The sequence below is a fragment of the Ramlibacter sp. Leaf400 genome (assembly GCF_001424545.1).
In the GTDB taxonomy this organism is placed as follows: domain Bacteria; phylum Pseudomonadota; class Gammaproteobacteria; order Burkholderiales; family Burkholderiaceae_C; genus Ramlibacter.
Genome location: NZ_LMQL01000010.1, coordinates 387,802 through 403,158 on the forward strand (window position 1 = coordinate 387,802; position 15,357 = coordinate 403,158).

Sequence of the window (15,357 nt, forward strand, 5' to 3'; positions counted from 1 at the left end):
AGGTTTCCATAACCAATCCTCAGAGGACTGATCCAATGAACAAGCTGCTCGCCGCCCTCGTGGCCCTCTTCGCCACCGCCGCCTTCGCCCAGACCGCCGCTCCCGCCGCCGCCGCTTCCGCCCCCAAGGCGGCTGCCAAGGCCGAAGCCACGGCCGAGAAGAAGGAAGTGAAGGCCGAAGCCAAGGCCGACAAGAAGGAAGCCAAGGCCGAGAAGAAGGAAACCAAGGCCAAGGCCGAAGCGAAGGCCGACAAGAAGGTCGCCACCGCCGAGAAGAAGAAGGAAGCCGGCACCGCCAAGGCCGAAGCCAAGAAGGACGAAGCCAAGAAGTAAATCCCTCCGGGATGCACTCGAAACGCCCGCCCAGCGCGGGCGTTTCGCTTTCCGGGTGCCGAGCGCGCCAGAATCAATGCCATGAAACTCGCCCGAATCGCCTCGACCCTGCTGCTGGCCGCGGCGTCCGCCTTCGCCCAGGAGCCCCAGATGGACCTGCCCCGCGTGGAGCTGTCCGCCGGCATGCACAAGATCCAGGCGCAACGCGCCCGCACGCCGAGCCAGACCGCCACCGGCCTGATGTGGCGCACGCAGATGCCGCAGCACGAGGGCATGCTGTTCGAGTTCCCCCAGGCCTTCCAGCAGTGCTTCTGGATGAAGGACACGCTGATCCCGCTCTCGGCCGCCTTCATCGAGGAGGACGGCACCATCGCCAACATCGCCGACATGCAGCCGCGGTCGCTGGACTCGCATTGCTCGACCAAGCCGGTGCGCTACGTCCTCGAGATGAACCAGGGCTGGTTCGCCAAGCGCGGGATCAAGGCCGGCATGAAGCTCGCCGGCCCGCCCTTCCAGAAGTAGGCGCCCCACAAAGGAAAAGGCCCGCATGCGCGGGCCTTGTTCATTTCGGAGAAGGAGCGCTTCAGCCGAAGTTCTTCTGCGCGAACTCCCAGTTCACCAGCTTGTCCAGGAAGGTCTCGACGTACTTCGGGCGCAGGTTGCGGTAGTCGATGTAGTACGCGTGCTCCCACACGTCCACGGTCAGGACGGCCTTGTCGGCGGTGGTCAGCGGTGTGCCGGCCGCGCCGGTGTTCACGATGTCCAGGCCGCCATCGGGCTTCTTCACCAGCCAGGTCCAGCCCGAACCGAAGTTGCCGACCGCCGACTTCACGAAGGCCTCGCGGAAGGCCGCGTAGCTGCCCCACTTGGCATTGATGGCCTGGGCCAGCGAGCCGGTGGGCTCGCCGCCGCCGTTCGGCTTCATGCAGTTCCAGAAGAAGGTGTGGTTCCAGACCTGGGCCGAGTTGTTGTAGATGCCGCCGGAGGACTTCTTGATGATCTCCTCCAGGGTCATGTTCTCGAACTCGGTGCCCTTCTGCAGGTTGTTGAGGTTCACCACGTACGCGTTGTGGTGCTTGCCATGGTGGAACTCCAGGGTTTCCTTGGAATAGTGCGGCGCCAGCGAGTCGATCGGGTACGGGAGCGGGGGCAGGGTATGTTCCATGGGATCCTCGAGTTGATTGTGTTGTGGGAAGCCAATGATTCTAGGCAACTAAAGAAGGCGCGGCTGCGCGACGGTGAGATCAACCTCGCCCTCGGCAAGGGTCGCCCGCAGCGGCTGTCCGGGCCTCGTCTGCGAAGCCTTGAAGACCACGCCACCGTGCTCGTCGGTGATGAGCGCATAGCCGCGCTGCAGCACCAGCTTGGGGTCCATCAGCTCGAGCCGCAGTTCCGCCCGGTGCACCCGGTCGCGCTGCCTTTGCAGCCGCCGGTCCAGCGCGCCTTGCAGCGCGGCCCGCCGGCCTTCCAGCGACGTCCGGCCCCGCTCCAGCCGAAGCAGCACCGCATGGCGAAGCGCGTCCCCTAGCTGTGCGGTCCGGCGCTGCTGCTGGGCGAGGCGGCCCGAGGGCCGACCCAGCCGGCCGGCGGCCAGGTCCAGCCGCTGCGCGGCCGCGTCCACCCGGCGCGTCACGGCGCGCCCCAGCCGCTCGTGCGCCGACTCCAGCGCCTGCAGCAACTCGCCGCGCGGCTGCGCCACCAGCTCCGCCGCGGCGGTGGGCGTGGGGGCTCGCAGGTCGGCGCAGAAATCCGCGATGGTCACGTCGGTCTCGTGGCCCACGCCGCACACCAGCGGCACCGGGCTGCGGACGATGGTGCGGGCCAGGGCCTCCTCGTTGAACGACCACAGGTCCTCGATGGAGCCGCCTCCGCGCACCAACAGGATGACGTCGACCTCGCCCGCCTGGGCCCGCCGGTAGAGCGCTTCCAGCGCACCGACGAGTTCGCCCACGGCCTGTCCGCCCTGCACCGCCGCCGGCGCCAGCACCACCGGGATGTGGGGCACGCGCCGCCGCAAGGCCGTGGCCACGTCGTGCAGCGCCGCGGCCCCGAGGGAGGTCACCAGGCCGATCGCGCGCGGGTGGCGCGGCAGCGGCCGCTTGCGCGCGGGGTCGAACAGCCCCAGGGCCTCCAGATCCGCCTTCAGGCGCAGGAAGCGTTCGTACCAGACGCCCTGCCCCGCCCGCTGCAGGCTCTCGACCACCAGCTGCAGGTCGCCGCGCGGCTCGTAGACGGTGAGCCGCCCCTGCACCTCGACCAGGTCGCCGTCGCGCGGCATGAAGACCAGCAGGCCGGCCGCTCGGCGGAACATGGCGCAGCGCAGCTGCCCCTGCGGGTCCTTGAGCGAGAAGTACAGGTGCCCGCTGGAGGCGCGCGAGAACCCCGAAATCTCCCCGCGCACCGCGACCGGGTTGAGCCGCGCATCCAGGAAGTCAGCAACGGCGCGGCACAGCGCCCCGACTTGCCAGATGCGCGGCGAAATTGCTGGGTCGGACGCCGGCACCATCAAAGACGATGCGGCTCGGCGGCCGATCGGAGGGCCTGATTAGTCCACAACCCCGGGCCCAGGGGGTCGGGCTGGGCCGCAACCGGAGCAAATGACGGCTGCACCGAGCAAGCCATTGATTTGAAAGGGAAATTTCCTGCTGAATTTGTCATCGTTTTGACGCGGAGAAGCATTGATGCGGCTTCGCGACACAAGGGTGGGGGTTTCTGCACAAAGTTATCCACAACTTCTGTGGGTCATGTCCTACGGCGCGTGGCTTTTGTCTGACAGCGCCGCTCGTCCCCCATAATCGCGCGCACCTCAGCACTACAGCGCGCGGGAGTCCCTCTTGTTTTCGATCATACAAGCCGCAGGCTGGCCGATCTGGCCCCTGGTTGCCTGCTCCATCCTGGCCCTGGCCCTCGTCATCGAGCGCTTCCTCAGCCTCAAGTCGGCGCGCGTGGCACCGCCCCGGCTGCTGGACGAAGCGATGTCCGTGTCCCGAGGCTCGGTGCCCAGTCCCGACGTGGTGACCCAGCTCGAGCAGAACTCCGCCCTGGGCGAAGTGCTCGCCAGCGGTTTCCGCGCGCTCAACAGCGACCCGCGCTGCACCGAGGCCGACCTGCGCGCCACCATGGAAGGCACCGGCCGCGCCGTGGCCCACCGGCTGGAGCGCTACCTCAGTGCGCTGGCCACCATCGCCTCGGCGGCCCCGCTGCTGGGCCTGCTGGGCACGGTCATCGGCATGATCGAGATCTTCGGCTCGCAGTCCCCGGGCGCCTCCTCCACCGGCGGCAACCCGGCCCAGCTGGCCCACGGCATCTCGGTGGCGCTCTACAACACGGCCTTCGGCCTGATCGTCGCCATCCCGGCGTTGATCTTCTGGCGCTATTTCCGTGCCCGCGTCGACGCCTACCTGCTCACGCTGGAGCTGGCGTCCGATCGCTTCGTGCGCCACCTGCTGGCCCTGCGCAGAGCCTGAGCCCGGCATGAACTTCCGCAGCCGCTCCCGCGAGGAACCGGAGATCAACCTGATCCCGTTCATCGACGTCCTGCTGGTCGTGCTCATCTTCCTGATGCTGTCGACCACCTACAGCAAGTTCACCGAACTCCAGCTGCGCCTGCCGGTGGCCGACGCCGACGCCCAGCGCGACTACCCGCGCGAGGTGATCGTGGGCGTGGCCAGCGACGGCCGCTACACGGTCAACCGGCAGCCGGTGTCCGGGCGCAACGCCGACCAGCTCGCCAGCGCCCTGCTGGAGGCTGCCAAGGCCGGCAAGGACAGCGTGGTGATCGTCAGCGCCGACGCCACCGCGCCGCACCAGTCGGTGATCACCGTGCTGGAGGCGGCTCGCCGCTCCGGCCTGCAGCAGATCACCTTCGCAGCCCAGTCGTCGGCCCAGGCCGACGCGCGCTGAGCGGATGCGCGAGGCGCTGCAACGCGCCTGGCTGCGCCGCGGGCCGCTCGCCCGCCTGCTTTGGCCCCTCTGCCTGCCGATGCGCGCCGCCGTGCGGCTGCGCCAGTGGCTCTACCGCCGGGGCTCGCTCGCCTCGCACAAGGCCCCGGTCCCGGTGGTCGTCATCGGCAACGTGGTCGCCGGCGGCGCCGGCAAGACGCCGGTGGTGATGGCCGTGGCCGAGCACCTCGTGCGCACCGGCCTGAAGGTGGCCGTCGTTTCGCGCGGCCACGGCCGCACCAGCACCGGCTGCCTCGAAGTCACGCCGGGCAGCGACCCCGCCCAGTCCGGCGACGAGCCGCTGCTGATCGCCACCCGCTGCCGCGTGCCCGTGTTCGTGGCCGAGCGACGTTTCGAGGCGGTGCAGTCCGCGCTCCAGGCCTATCCGGAAACCGACGTGGTCGTCAGCGACGACGGGCTGCAGCACTACGCGATGGCGCGGGACGTCGAGGTCTGCGTCTTCGACGACCGGGGCCTGGGCAACGGCTGGCTGCTGCCGGCCGGGCCGCTGCGCGAGCCCTGGCCGCGCCCGGCGGACCTGGTGCTGCGCACCGCAGGCGCCGAAGGACTGCCGGGCTTCGTCGTCCGCCGACGCCTCTCGACCACGGCCTGGCGCGCCGACGGCAAACGCGTAGACCTGGCCTCTTTCGCCCACCAGGACTGCGATGCGCTGGCCGGCATCGCGCGCCCGCAGGCCTTCTTCGACATGCTCACCGCCGCGGGTCTTCGACTTGACCGCACCTGGGCACTGGACGACCACCACGACTTCGCCGCCGACGGTCCCTGGCTGCAGGGCGAGCCTCCGCTGCTGTGCACGGAGAAGGATGCGGTCAAGCTCTGGCGCCGCAACCCCCGGGCCTGGGCGGTACCCCTCGAGGTGGAGATCGATGACGGCTTCTGGACGCAGCTCGATTCGCTGTTGCAGCCAAAGCTATCATCCGCGCATGGACCCCAAACTGCTTGAGCTGCTCGTCTGCCCGGTGACCAAGGGGCACCTCGACTACGACCGCTCGCGGCAGGAACTGATCTCGCGCGCCGCGCGCCTGGCCTACCCGATCCGGGACGGCATCCCGGTCCTGCTCGAGGACGAAGCCCGCACGCTCAGCGACGAGGAAATCGAGCGCCTGCCCGCCCGCACGCCCCTGGTCTAGCGGCGTGCGCTTCACTGTCCTGATCCCGGCGCGCCTCGCGTCGACCCGACTGCCCGACAAGCCCCTGGCCGACATCGCCGGCCGGCCGATGGTGGTGCGCGTGGCCGAACGGGCCCGCCAGTCGCGGGCGCAGCGCGTCGTGGTGGCCGCGGACAGCCCGGCCATCGTGGCGGCCTGCGAGGCCCACGGCGTGCAGGCCGTGTTGACATCGCCGGACCACCCGTCGGGCACCGACCGCCTGGCCGAAGCCAGCCGGCTGCTTTCGCTTCCCGACGACGAGATCGTCGTCAACGTCCAGGGCGACGAGCCGCTGATCGACCCCGGCCTGATCGATTCGGTCGCGCAGCTGCTCGACACCAGCCGGGACGCCCCGATGGGCACGGCGGCGCACCCGATCCACGAGGTGGCCGATTTCGCCAACCCGAACGTGGTCAAGGTGGTCATCGACGCGCGGGGACTCGCGCTCTACTTCAGCCGCGCGCCGATCGCCTGGTGGCGCGATGGCTTCGCCGGCGGCGTTCACGCCCTGCCCGACCCGGCACCGCTGCGGCACGTGGGCATCTACTCGTACCGCGCCGCTTTCCTGCGCACCTTTCCGACGCTGCCGCAGGCGCCGCTCGAGCGGCTGGAGTCGCTGGAGCAGCTGCGCGTGCTCTGGCATGGGCACCGCATCGCGGTCCACGTCACGCCACACGCGCCCGGACCCGGCGTCGACACACCCGAGGACCTGGCCCGCGTCCGCGCGCTGTTCGAGCGCCCGCCAGCGTAAGGTCCCGCAGGGCTGCGTGCTATCCTCAAGCGCAAAGATGCGCAATGGCCTGGCGCGGGATGACGAGGGGCCTGCAGCGCCCGCTTCAACCACCCGAGGACATCCATGAGACTGATCTTGCTGGGCGCACCAGGCGCTGGCAAAGGCACACAGGCCACCTTCATCTGCCAGAAGTACGGCATCCCGCAGATCTCCACGGGTGACATGCTGCGTGCCGCGGTCAAGGCCGGCACGCCCCTGGGCAAGGCGGCCAAGCAGGTCATGGACTCCGGCGGCCTGGTCGGCGACGACATCATCATCGGCCTGGTCAAGGAACGCCTCGCGCAGCCCGATTGCGCCAAGGGCTTCCTGTTCGACGGCTTCCCCCGCACCATCCCGCAGGCCGACGCGATGAAGGACGCGGGCGTCAAGCTCGACTACGTGCTGGAGATCGACGTGCCCTTCGAGGCCATCGTCGAGCGCATGAGCGGTCGCCGTTCGCACGTGGCCTCGGGCCGCACCTACCACGTCAAGTTCAATCCGCCCAAGGCGGCCGGCGTGGACGACGTCACCGGCGAGCCGCTGATCCAGCGCGACGACGACCGTGAAGAGACCGTGATGAAGCGCCTGCAGGTCTATGCCTCGCAGACCCGCCCGCTGGTCGACTACTACGCGAGCTGGGCCAAGGCCGATCCGGACAACGCGCCCAAGTACCGCGCCATCAGCGGCATGGGCAGCGTCGAGGAAATCACCTCGCGCGCGATGGCCGCGCTGTCGAGCTGACCGGGGAGCCCGCTCAGGCGGGGCTGGAGCGCAGGCCGTAGGCCTTGCCGTCCACGAAAAGGTACTCCGCGCGCAGCACGGGCTCGCCCTTCTCGTCCTTCAGGCCGAAGCCCACGACCGATATCCGCGTGCCGGGCTTGATCTCGGCCACCTTCCAGGCCTCCAGCCGCGTAAGCGGCGCCAGTTCAACCTCCCACTTGGTGTCCTTGCGCGTGGGCACCTGCGCCTTGGCCAGCAGCGCCTTGCCGTCCACGGCGGCGCTCTGGCCGGGCAACTGGCGCGACGCCAGGTCGGCGGGCACCTTCAGGGTCGGGCTGACTTCCAGGTCGAGCTCGGCATGCGGGTTCTGCCAGCGCACGCCGGAGACGCGTCCTTCCAGGTAGAGCGGCCGATCCTGGTCGAAGCTGCTCCACCCATGGTGCGCCAGCGCCAGCGTGGGCAGGCCGGCCACGGACAGCAGGAGGGTTCTGCGTTTCATCGTCACGCTCCTTTCATCGGTAGGCGATCCAGCGCCCGCAGGTGAGCACCGCGAGCCACAGGACGGTGGAGACTAGCATCAGGGCCCGCGCCGTGGTGTCCAGGCGTTGCAGCGACCCGCGCATGTGGAAGGCCAGGGCATTGCCGCCGGCCAGCAGGATCAAAAGCATCTTCAGCGTGAAGGCCCTGTTGGCCAGCAGCTCCTGCGTCTGGCTGGAGAACATCAGCAGGCCGCTGGTGACCACCAGGGCGAAGCCGCAGGCCGCCACCGTGAGGCTCATGCGGGCCAGCTCGGCCACGGGCAGTGCGGCGCCGCGGCCAAAAACGCGCAGCTCCAGCAGCACCAGGTTGCCCAGCAGCAGCGCGATCCCGAAGATGTGGACGACCTCCAGCGCCGGGTAGGCCCACGGATGGGTCTGCAGGACTTCCATCGTCAGGCCAGCAACGAGAGCAGCAGGTCCACGCGCGCCTTGGCGGGCGTGAGCGGGGTCGAGGCCAGCGCTTCGTGGGCCTGCGCCACGATCGGGCCTTCGAGACAGCGGCTGGAACGGACGACGCGCACGCCCGCAGCCTGGGCACGCAGCAGCGCCTGTTCCAGCGCGGCGTGGACGGTGCCGTTGCCGGTGGTCGCCACCACCAGGCCCTGCACGCCCGCCGCCTGCAAGGCCTCCACCGCACGCGCGTTGGCGCCCGCATGGCTGTGCACGATCTCGACCCAGGGCCATTGCTTCGTGGCCACGACTCGCTCGTACAAACCCGCCGAGCCTGCCGATGCGGCCCAGGGCCGCAACGCGCGGACGGTGCCTTCTTCGACATGGGCGAGCGGCCCCGCATCCCCCGAGCCGAACGCGTCCAGCCGATGGGGATGCACCTTGCGCACGTCTGCCGCCCCGTGCACGGTGCCGGCGCACACGGCCAGCACGCCCTGCACGCCGGGCGTGCGCGCGACGGCGAAAGCGTCGGCCAGGTTCTGGGGCCCGTCAGGTGCGAGCGCCGTGGCCGGCCGCATCGCGCTGGCCAGCACCACGGGCTTGTCCGGCGCCAGCACGCGCTGCAGGAACCAGGCGGTCTCCTCCAGCGTGTCGGTGCCGTGGGTGATCACGACGGCCTGCACCTGCGGCCGATCCAGCCAGTGCCGGCATCGCATCGCCAGCTTGTGCCAGAGCGCGAAGTCCATGTCCTTGCTGTCGACCTGGGCCACCTGTTCGGCCGTGATGGCGACACCTTCCGGCGCGGGCAGCCCAGCCAGGAGTTCGTCGACACCGATCTCCCCGGCGCGGTAGCCGAGGGCATCGCCCGCCCGGTCGGCCCGCCCGGCGATGGTCCCGCCGGTGGCCAGCACCACGATCTGCTGCACTTGCACTTGCACTTGCACTATTTCCCGAAACTGGTTAAAAATACAGCTACTGGATGGACAGCCAGTGAACTGCCCTCAGGAGCCCGTATGAACGAGACGCCCAAGCTCACCGCGCGCCAGCAACAGATTCTGGACCTGATCCAGTCGGCCATCGCGCGCACCGGCGCGCCGCCCACGCGCGCCGAGATCGCCGCCGAACTGGGCTTCAAGTCCGCCAACGCGGCCGAGGAGCACCTCCAGGCGCTGGCCCGCAAGGGCGTCATCGAGCTGGTCAGCGGCACCTCGCGCGGCATCCGCCTGAAGGGCGACACGCTGCGCTCCATCCACGAGTCGCGCTTCAAGCAGTTCCCGCTGCCGCTGCAAAGCCTGGCCCAGCTCGCGCTGCCGCTGATCGGCCGCGTCGCCGCCGGCTCGCCCATCCTCGCGCAGGAACACGTCGACCAGACGTACTACGTGGAAAGCAGCCTGTTCCAGCGCCGCCCCGACTACCTGCTCAAGGTGCGCGGCATGTCCATGCGCGACGCCGGCATCATGGACGGCGACCTGCTCGCCGTGCAGGCCACCAAGGAGGCCAAGAACGGCCAGATCGTCGTGGCCCGCCTGGGCGACGAGGTCACGGTCAAGCGCTTCCGCCGCAACAAGCACCTGATCGAGCTGCACGCCGAGAACCCCGACTACCCCACCATCGTGGTGGAGCCCGGCGAACCCTTCGAGATCGAAGGCCTGGCCGTCGGCCTGATCCGCAACACCATGCTGATGTAGGCATCGCGCCGGAAGGCAGCAGGTGGCGGGCGTATGGCGCACGAGGCGCCATCACCCTGCACCTTCCGGCTCCCCGTTCCCAATCTCGCCTGTGTTTCGAACCCTGTAGTCAAAAGGAGAGCGACATGGGACTCACGATCTGTACCTTCGCCGGCGCACTGCGCCTGTTCGGCCGCTGGCTGGGGCGCCTGTCCGGCAGCGCCGGCTCGCGCGCCGCGGTTTCCCGTCCAGGCGGCATGCGCCTGCACACCGCCCCCGGCCGCGGCCACGTGGCCTGGCCGCCGGCCCACCGTTCGGCCGGCGCGCGGCGTCCGCTGCGGGTGCTGCGCGTCGTCGATGCGGGCCACGCCCCGTGCAGCGCGGGCCGCATGGTCATCTCGGGCCGGATGGCCGACGTGTGCGCGGAGCTCGATCGCCTGGTGGCGCTGGAAGCGACCGGGGCTTACTTCGCGCCGGCCAGGTAATCGGCCTTGCCCAACTCCACGCCGTTGTGCCGCAGGATGGCGTAGGCGGTGGTGACGTGGAAGAAGAAGTTGGGCAGCGCCCAGTGCTTCAGGTAGGCCTCTCCCTTCATGGTGCGGGTGGCGTCGCGGCCCACCGGGAAGGTGATGTCCTTGTCCTCGGTTCCGTCCAGCTTGTCGGCCGGCACGGTCTCCAGCCAGGCCAGCGTCTTGGCGATGCGGGCGCGCAGTTCGTCGAAGGTGGTCTCGTTGTCCTCGAACTTGGGCGCCTCCACGCCCGAGATGCGGGCCACGCCGTTCTTGGCGGCGTCGCAGGCGATCTGGATCTGCCGGCTCAGGGGCAGCATGTCGGGCGCCAGGCGGTAGGTCACCAGCACCTGCGGGTCGAACTTGCGGGCCTGGGCATGCGCCAGGCCCTTGTCCAGCAGGTGGGACAGGTTGGCCAGCATGGTGCGGAAGATCGGCAGGCTGGCCGAGGACATCGAAATCGCCATCGAGAAGTCTCCTGAATAGGGGGGTGCGAAAAGCAAAGGCGCCATGCTAGCGGCGCGCCGGCAACTCTGCCGGCGCGAGGCCTTGCGGACCGCAGGGCACAATCGCGGCATGAACATCGTGATCCTCGACGATTACCAGGACGCCGTTCGCAAGCTGAAGTGCGCGACCAGGCTCGAGGCCTACCCCGCCAAGGTCTATACCAACACCGTCAAGGGCATCGGACAGCTGTCGGTTCGCCTGCGCGACGCCGACGTGATCGTCCTGATCCGCGAGCGCACCCACATCACCCGGCAGCTGATCGAGAAGCTCCCGCGCCTGAAGCTGATCTCCCAGACCGGCAAGGTCGGCTCGCACGTGGACGTCGAGGCCTGCACCGAGCGCGGCATCGTCGTCACCGAAGGCGTGGGCTCGCCGGTCGCGCCGGCGGAACTGGCCTGGGCGCTGGTGATGGCCGCCATGCGCCGCCTGCCGCAGTACATCCAGACGCTCAAGCACGGCGGCTGGCAGCAGTCGGGCATGAAGTCCGGCTCGATGCCCGCCAACTTCGGCCTGGGCATGGTGCTCAAGGGCAAGACGCTGGGCATCTGGGGCTACGGCAAGATCGGCCAGCTGGTCGCCGGCTACGGCCGCGCGTTCGGCATGCGCGTGATGGTGTGGGGCCGCGAGGGCTCGCGCTCGCGCGCCGAGGCCGACGGCCACCAGGCGGCCGAGAGCCGCGAGCAGTTCTTCGCCGAAAGCGACGTGCTCAGCCTGCACCTGCGGCTGAACGACGAAACCGCCGGCATCGTGACGCTGGAGGACCTGGGCCGCATGAAGCCCACCGCCCTTTTCGTCAACACCTCGCGCGCCGAGCTGCTCCAGCAGGACGCCCTGATCACGGCGCTCAACCGGGGCCGCCCCGGCATGGCCGCGGTCGACGTGTTCGAGAGCGAACCCATCCTGCAGGGCCACGCCCTGCTGCGGCTGGAGAACTGCATCTGCACGCCCCACATCGGCTACGTGGAGCTGGACAGCTACGAGCTGTACTTCGGCGCCGCGTTCGACAACGTGGTCAATTACATCGAGGGGCACCCCACCAACGTGGTCAACCCCGGCGCGCTCCAGGTGAGGCGCTAGGCGCCCCATGGCGGCGGCATCCGGAGGCACGACGGGCGCGGCGCCGGCCCGTGCCCCGATGCCGCGGGTGCTGTGGCCGCTGCTGTTCGGCAATTTCGTCATCGGCGCCGGCGTGATGGTGGTGCCGGGGACGCTCAACGAGATCAGCACCTCGCTCGACGTCCCGGTGGCCAGCGCCGGCCAGCTGATCACGGTCGGTGGCGTCCTCATGTGCCTGGGCGCGCCGCTGTGCGCCGCGCTGGTGGCCGGCTGGGACCGGCGCCGGCTGCTGGCACTGTCCATGGTCTGGTACGCGCTGCTCCACCTGGCCTGCGCAGCCGCGCCGAGCTTCGCCTGGCTGCTGCCGCTGCGGGCCCTGGCCGTCATCTCGCCGGCCATCTTCACGCCGCAGGCCGCGGCCTGCGTGGGCCTGCTGGTGCCGCCGCAGGACCGCGGACGCGCCATCACCTTCATCTTCGTGGGCTGGTCGCTGGCCTCGGTCCTCGGCATGCCGCTGGGGGCCTACATCGGCGGCACCTTGGGCTGGCGGGCCGCGTTCATGGTCGTGGCCGCTTTTTCGCTGCTGAGCGCGGCATGGGTCTGGCGCACGCTGCCCGACGGCGTGCGGCCGCCGGCGCTCTCGAAACAGGCCTGGGCCGAGACCTTCGCCTCGCGTCCGCTGATGCTGACGGTGGCGGTGACGGTGCTCTACTCGGCCGGGCAGTTCGTGCTGTTCTCCTACTTCGCGCCCTACTTCCGCCAGACGCTGGGCACCTCGGCGGCGTCGCTCAGCCTGCTCTTCATGTGGTTCGGCCTGTTCGGCTTCATCGGCAACGTGCTGATGTCGCGCCACGTCGACCGCCTGGGCGTCGACCGTGCCGTGATGCTGGCCGTGGCTTCCATGGCCCTGAGCTTCCTGCTGTGGCCGCTCGCGCCGGTGAGCCTGCTGCTGGCGGCGGTGGTCCTGGTGCCGTGGGCGCTGGGCTGCTTCTCGTCCAACTCGGCGCAGCAGGCCCGGCTGGCCGGCATCGCGCCGCCGCTCGCGCCGGCGTCGATCGCGCTGAACTCCTCGGCCATGTACGCGGGCCAGGCCATCGGTGCCGGGGGCGGCGGCTGGCTGATCGTGCACGCGGGATACGGCGTGCTGCACTGGGCGGGACTGGCCGGGCTGCTGGCCGCGCTCGCGGTGAGCGCGCTGGCCGCGCGGGCCGCGCACAAGGCGCAGCCGGGCGGCGTGCCCGCATCGACGCCCGTGCGCTGAACCGGTCGGCGCGACCTTCGCGGTCGCAGGCTGAGCTGGGCGCAGCGCGGTCCCGCGAGGGACTTTCGCGCGAAACCGCTGCCGGATAATCCCGCGATGCAAGCAACATACGAAACGGTCGCGGTGGTCGGCGCCGGGGCCATGGGGCGCGGCATCGCGCAGATCGCCGCGCAGGCCGGCAGCCAGGTCCGCCTGTACGACACCCAGCCCGGCGCGGTGGCCAAGGGCCTGCAGGAGATCGGCGCCCAGTGGGACAAGCTGCAGGAAAAGGGCCGGATGCCTCCCGAGGCGGTGCAGGCCTGCAAGGCCCGCCTGTCCGCTGCCGACGACCTGTCCTCGCTGGCCGATTGCCGGCTGGTCGTCGAAGCCGTGATCGAACGGCTGGACGTGAAGAAGGAGCTGTTCGCCCGCCTCGAAGCCGTGGTCGGCCCCGACGCGGTGCTGGCCACCAACACGTCCTCGCTCTCGGTGACCGCCATCGGCGCCGGGCTGCAGCGGCCGCAGCGCCTGGCCGGCTACCACTTCTTCAATCCCGTGCCGCTGATGAAGGTGGTGGAGGTCATCGCCGGCCTCAAGACCGACCCCGCCGTGTGCGAAGGCCTGGCCGCCTATGCGCGCCAGATGGGCCACACGCCGGTGCAGGCGCAGGACACGCCCGGCTTCATCGTCAACCACGCGGGCCGTGGCTACGGCACCGAGGCCCTGCGCATCGTCGGGGAAGGCGTGGCCGACTTCGCCACCATCGACCGCATCCTGCGCGACCAGGCCGGCTTCAAGCTCGGCCCGTTCGAGCTGCTGGACCTGACCGGCCTGGACGTCTCGCAGCCGGTGATGGAGTCCATCTACCGCCAGTACTACGACGAGCCGCGCTACCGCCCCAGCGCCCTGGCGGCGCAGCGGCAGGCCGGCGGCGTGCTGGGCCGCAAGACCGGCGAAGGCTTCTACCGCTACGTCGACGGCAAGGCGCAGGTGCCGCCCGAGCCCGCCGCGCCCACCGTGGACGAACTCCCGCCCGTGTGGGTGTCGACGCGCGCCGCGCGCCGGCAGGAGCTGTACCAGCTGCTCAAGGAGCTGGGCGCGAAGATCGAGACGGGCCAGTCCCCCTCCTCCAACGCGCTGTCGCTGGTGGCGCCGCTCGGATTCGACGTCACCACGGTGGCCGTGGTCGAACGCCTGGACCCGGCCCGCACGATCGGCATCGACATGCTGGTCGAGGATGCCGCGACCAGGCGCCGCGTGCTCGCCACCAACCCCGCCACCCGCACCGACATGCGCGACGCCGCGCATGCGCTGTTCACGCGCGACGGCAAGCCGGTCAGCGTGATCCGCGACTCGGCCGGCTTCGTCACGCAGCGCGTGGTGGCCACCATCGTCAACATCGCCAGCGACATCTGCCAGCAGCGCATCTGCTCGCCGCAGGACCTGGAGACGGCGGTGACGCTGGGCCTGGGCTACCCGATGGGCCCGCTGGCCATGGGCAACCGCTGGGGCCCGGCCAACGTGCTGGAGGTGCTCTTCAACCTGCAGACGGTGTATGGCGATCCGCGCTACCGCCCCAGCCCCTGGCTGCGGCGCCGCGGCGCCATCGGCCTGTCGCTGCTGCAGGAGGAGTCCTGATGGCCGCCGAACTGCGCAGCACCAGCCAGGGCAGCACCATGGTGCTGACCATCCGCAATCCCGAGCAGCGCAACGCGCTGGGGCCCGAGATCTATGCGGCGGGCGTCGAGGCGCTGAACGTCGCCGAGTCGCATCCCGAGGTCCGCAGCGTGGTCATCACCGGCGAAGGCGGCATCTTCTGCGCGGGCGGCAACCTGCAGCGGCTGCAGGCCAACCGGCAGCAGCCGCCCGAGGTGCAGGCGCAGAGCATCGAGGGCCTGCACGACTGGATCGAGACGATCCGCAGCTTCCCCAAGCCGGTGATCGCGGCGGTCGAAGGGCCGGCCGCAGGCGCCGGCTTCTCGCTCGCACTTGCCTGCGACCTCATCGTGGCGGCCGCCAACTCCGTGTTCGTCATGGCCTACAGCAGCGTCGCGCTGTCGCCGGATGGCGGCGGAAGCTGGGCGCTGGCGCGCGCCCTGCCCCGCCAGCTGGCCAGCGAACTGCTGATGGGCGCCGAGCGCATCACGCCCGAGCGGCTGCATGCGCTGGGCGTGGTCAACCGCGTCGTGCCCGAAGGCGCGGCGCTCACCGAAGCGCTGGCCCTGGCCGAGCGGCTGGAGGCGCGGGCGCCCAATTCGCTGGCGAGCATCAAGGAGCTGCTGAACGAAGCCGCGGGCGCCAGCCTGCACGATCAGCTGGCCGCCGAGCGCGACCATTTCGTGCGCAACCTGCACCACCCCAACGCCGGCATCGGCATCGGCGCCTTCCTCGCGAAGGAAAAGCCCCGCTACGGCTGAGCCTGCCCGCGCGCTTTCACGGTGCGGGTGGCAACCCTGAGCGGCGCCGGGGTCCCCGGCGCGACAATCCCCGCGCGCGCCAGTCGCCCAAAAGACA

20 protein-coding genes are annotated in these 15,357 nt (G+C 70.2%); 14 read left to right on the forward strand and 6 right to left on the reverse strand.

Annotated features, from left to right (window positions below; all coding sequences use genetic code 11):
* The first annotated feature begins 35 nt into the window (after positions 1-35).
* Positions 36-332 carry a hypothetical protein gene (locus ASG30_RS12800; protein WP_055897001.1) on the forward strand — a complete coding sequence of 99 codons (297 nt, stop codon included), beginning with the start codon at positions 36-38 and terminating at the stop codon, positions 330-332.
* 81 nt (positions 333-413) lie between these two features.
* Positions 414-854 carry a DUF192 domain-containing protein gene (locus ASG30_RS12805; RefSeq protein ID WP_055897003.1) on the forward strand — a complete coding sequence of 147 codons (441 nt, stop codon included), beginning with the start codon at positions 414-416 and terminating at the stop codon, positions 852-854.
* A 61-nt stretch (positions 855-915) separates the two neighbouring features.
* Here the strand turns inward: ASG30_RS12805 and ASG30_RS23005 are convergent, their stop codons facing one another.
* Both ASG30_RS23005 and xseA read right to left on the reverse strand, forming a co-directional pair.
* A complete protein-coding gene (locus tag ASG30_RS23005; RefSeq protein WP_055897008.1) occupies positions 916-1,497 on the reverse strand; it encodes a superoxide dismutase in 582 nt (193 codons plus the stop codon).
* Positions 1,498-1,545: 48 nt separating this feature from the next.
* Positions 1,546-2,838, reverse strand: a complete 1,293-nt coding sequence (xseA, locus tag ASG30_RS12815) for an exodeoxyribonuclease VII large subunit (protein WP_235579789.1) — start codon at positions 2,836-2,838, stop codon at positions 1,546-1,548.
* Between the two features lie 328 nt (positions 2,839-3,166).
* Between xseA and ASG30_RS12820 the strand changes: the two genes are divergently transcribed.
* The 6 genes from ASG30_RS12820 to adk all read left to right on the forward strand — a co-directional run bounded on the left by ASG30_RS12820 (position 3,167) and on the right by adk (position 6,956).
* A complete protein-coding gene (locus tag ASG30_RS12820; protein ID WP_055897014.1) occupies positions 3,167-3,799 on the forward strand; it encodes a MotA/TolQ/ExbB proton channel family protein in 633 nt (210 codons plus the stop codon).
* A 7-nt stretch (positions 3,800-3,806) separates the two neighbouring features.
* A complete protein-coding gene (locus tag ASG30_RS12825) occupies positions 3,807-4,235 on the forward strand; it encodes an ExbD/TolR family protein (protein ID WP_055897017.1) in 429 nt (142 codons plus the stop codon).
* A gap of 4 nt (positions 4,236-4,239) precedes the next feature.
* A complete protein-coding gene (lpxK, locus tag ASG30_RS12830; protein WP_055897020.1) occupies positions 4,240-5,238 on the forward strand; it encodes a tetraacyldisaccharide 4'-kinase in 999 nt (332 codons plus the stop codon).
* Positions 5,219-5,425: a Trm112 family protein gene (locus ASG30_RS12835; protein WP_055897023.1), complete on the forward strand. Its 207-nt coding sequence runs from the start codon at positions 5,219-5,221 to the stop codon at positions 5,423-5,425. Before lpxK ends, ASG30_RS12835 begins: the two co-directional genes overlap by 20 nt.
* A 4-nt stretch (positions 5,426-5,429) precedes the next feature.
* Positions 5,430-6,194: a 3-deoxy-manno-octulosonate cytidylyltransferase gene (gene kdsB / locus ASG30_RS12840; protein WP_055897026.1), complete on the forward strand. Its 765-nt coding sequence runs from the start codon at positions 5,430-5,432 to the stop codon at positions 6,192-6,194.
* A gap of 105 nt (positions 6,195-6,299) precedes the next feature.
* Complete coding sequence (gene adk / locus ASG30_RS12845) at positions 6,300-6,956, forward strand: adenylate kinase (protein WP_055897028.1); 657 nt, start codon at positions 6,300-6,302, stop codon at positions 6,954-6,956.
* Positions 6,957-6,969: 13 nt separating this feature from the next.
* Here the strand turns inward: adk and ASG30_RS12850 are convergent, their stop codons facing one another.
* From ASG30_RS12850 to ASG30_RS12860, 3 genes are read right to left on the reverse strand one after another with little or no spacing between them, the layout of a single operon-like run.
* Positions 6,970-7,434, reverse strand: a complete 465-nt coding sequence (locus ASG30_RS12850; RefSeq protein ID WP_055897031.1) for a DUF6152 family protein — start codon at positions 7,432-7,434, stop codon at positions 6,970-6,972.
* Positions 7,435-7,447: 13 nt separating this feature from the next.
* Positions 7,448-7,864 carry a hypothetical protein gene (locus ASG30_RS12855; protein WP_055897034.1) on the reverse strand — a complete coding sequence of 139 codons (417 nt, stop codon included), beginning with the start codon at positions 7,862-7,864 and terminating at the stop codon, positions 7,448-7,450.
* Positions 7,865-7,866: 2 nt separating this feature from the next.
* Positions 7,867-8,802 carry an asparaginase gene (locus tag ASG30_RS12860; RefSeq protein WP_055897037.1) on the reverse strand — a complete coding sequence of 312 codons (936 nt, stop codon included), beginning with the start codon at positions 8,800-8,802 and terminating at the stop codon, positions 7,867-7,869.
* Positions 8,803-8,877: 75 nt separating this feature from the next.
* Between ASG30_RS12860 and lexA the strand changes: the two genes are divergently transcribed.
* Positions 8,878-9,552, forward strand: coding sequence for a transcriptional repressor LexA (gene lexA / locus ASG30_RS12865; protein ID WP_055897050.1), 675 nt, complete (start codon positions 8,878-8,880; stop codon positions 9,550-9,552).
* A 125-nt stretch (positions 9,553-9,677) separates the two neighbouring features.
* The gene (locus ASG30_RS12870; protein ID WP_055897052.1) at positions 9,678-10,016 is read left to right on the forward strand and encodes a hypothetical protein; all 339 of its coding nucleotides are present in this window, start codon (positions 9,678-9,680) and stop codon (positions 10,014-10,016) included.
* Here the strand turns inward: ASG30_RS12870 and ASG30_RS12875 are convergent.
* The gene (locus tag ASG30_RS12875) at positions 9,995-10,507 is read right to left on the reverse strand and encodes a DUF1993 domain-containing protein (RefSeq protein ID WP_055897055.1); all 513 of its coding nucleotides are present in this window, start codon (positions 10,505-10,507) and stop codon (positions 9,995-9,997) included. The two genes, ASG30_RS12870 and ASG30_RS12875, sit on opposite strands and share 22 nt — an antisense overlap.
* Before the next feature lie 109 nt (positions 10,508-10,616).
* Here ASG30_RS12875 and ASG30_RS12880 point away from each other — a divergent pair, with 109 nt between their 5' ends.
* The 4 genes from ASG30_RS12880 (at position 10,617) to ASG30_RS12895 (ending at position 15,260) form a co-directional block, all read left to right on the forward strand.
* A complete protein-coding gene (locus ASG30_RS12880; protein WP_055897058.1) occupies positions 10,617-11,624 on the forward strand; it encodes a D-2-hydroxyacid dehydrogenase family protein in 1,008 nt (335 codons plus the stop codon).
* Positions 11,625-11,631: 7 nt separating this feature from the next.
* Positions 11,632-12,864, forward strand: a complete 1,233-nt coding sequence (locus ASG30_RS12885) for an MFS transporter (RefSeq protein WP_055897060.1) — start codon at positions 11,632-11,634, stop codon at positions 12,862-12,864.
* Between the two features lie 96 nt (positions 12,865-12,960).
* Positions 12,961-14,481 (forward strand): 3-hydroxyacyl-CoA dehydrogenase, encoded by a 1,521-nt coding sequence (locus ASG30_RS12890; RefSeq protein WP_055897063.1) that lies wholly within the window; start codon positions 12,961-12,963, stop codon positions 14,479-14,481.
* The gene (locus tag ASG30_RS12895) at positions 14,481-15,260 is read left to right on the forward strand and encodes an oxepin-CoA hydrolase, alternative type (protein ID WP_055897064.1); all 780 of its coding nucleotides are present in this window, start codon (positions 14,481-14,483) and stop codon (positions 15,258-15,260) included. Before ASG30_RS12890 ends, ASG30_RS12895 begins: the two co-directional genes overlap by 1 nt.
* Positions 15,261-15,357: the final 97 nt, after the last annotated feature.

Excerpts from the sequence above, each read along its gene's own strand:
- ASG30_RS12890 (WP_055897063.1), top strand. The coding sequence starts at position 12,961 with ATGCAAGCAACATACGAAACGGTCGCGGTGGTCGGCGCCGGGGCCATG.
- ASG30_RS12895 (WP_055897064.1), top strand. The coding sequence starts at position 14,481 with ATGGCCGCCGAACTGCGCAGCACCAGCCAGGGCAGCACCATGGTGCTG.
- ASG30_RS23005 (WP_055897008.1), bottom strand. The coding sequence starts at position 1,497 with ATGGAACATACCCTGCCCCCGCTCCCGTACCCGATCGACTCGCTGGCG.
- ASG30_RS12850 (WP_055897031.1), bottom strand. The coding sequence starts at position 7,434 with ATGAAACGCAGAACCCTCCTGCTGTCCGTGGCCGGCCTGCCCACGCTG.
- ASG30_RS12855 (WP_055897034.1), bottom strand. The coding sequence starts at position 7,864 with ATGGAAGTCCTGCAGACCCATCCGTGGGCCTACCCGGCGCTGGAGGTC.
- ASG30_RS12800 (WP_055897001.1), top strand. The coding sequence starts at position 36 with ATGAACAAGCTGCTCGCCGCCCTCGTGGCCCTCTTCGCCACCGCCGCC.
- xseA (WP_235579789.1), bottom strand. The coding sequence starts at position 2,838 with ATGGTGCCGGCGTCCGACCCAGCAATTTCGCCGCGCATCTGGCAAGTC.
- ASG30_RS12885 (WP_055897060.1), top strand. The coding sequence starts at position 11,632 with ATGGCGGCGGCATCCGGAGGCACGACGGGCGCGGCGCCGGCCCGTGCC.
- lpxK (WP_055897020.1), top strand. The coding sequence starts at position 4,240 with ATGCGCGAGGCGCTGCAACGCGCCTGGCTGCGCCGCGGGCCGCTCGCC.
- ASG30_RS12880 (WP_055897058.1), top strand. The coding sequence starts at position 10,617 with ATGAACATCGTGATCCTCGACGATTACCAGGACGCCGTTCGCAAGCTG.
- ASG30_RS12875 (WP_055897055.1), bottom strand. The coding sequence starts at position 10,507 with ATGGCGATTTCGATGTCCTCGGCCAGCCTGCCGATCTTCCGCACCATG.
- ASG30_RS12825 (WP_055897017.1), top strand. The coding sequence starts at position 3,807 with ATGAACTTCCGCAGCCGCTCCCGCGAGGAACCGGAGATCAACCTGATC.
- ASG30_RS12870 (WP_055897052.1), top strand. The coding sequence starts at position 9,678 with ATGGGACTCACGATCTGTACCTTCGCCGGCGCACTGCGCCTGTTCGGC.
- lexA (WP_055897050.1), top strand. The coding sequence starts at position 8,878 with ATGAACGAGACGCCCAAGCTCACCGCGCGCCAGCAACAGATTCTGGAC.
- ASG30_RS12835 (WP_055897023.1), top strand. The coding sequence starts at position 5,219 with ATGGACCCCAAACTGCTTGAGCTGCTCGTCTGCCCGGTGACCAAGGGG.
- adk (WP_055897028.1), top strand. The coding sequence starts at position 6,300 with ATGAGACTGATCTTGCTGGGCGCACCAGGCGCTGGCAAAGGCACACAG.
- ASG30_RS12805 (WP_055897003.1), top strand. The coding sequence starts at position 414 with ATGAAACTCGCCCGAATCGCCTCGACCCTGCTGCTGGCCGCGGCGTCC.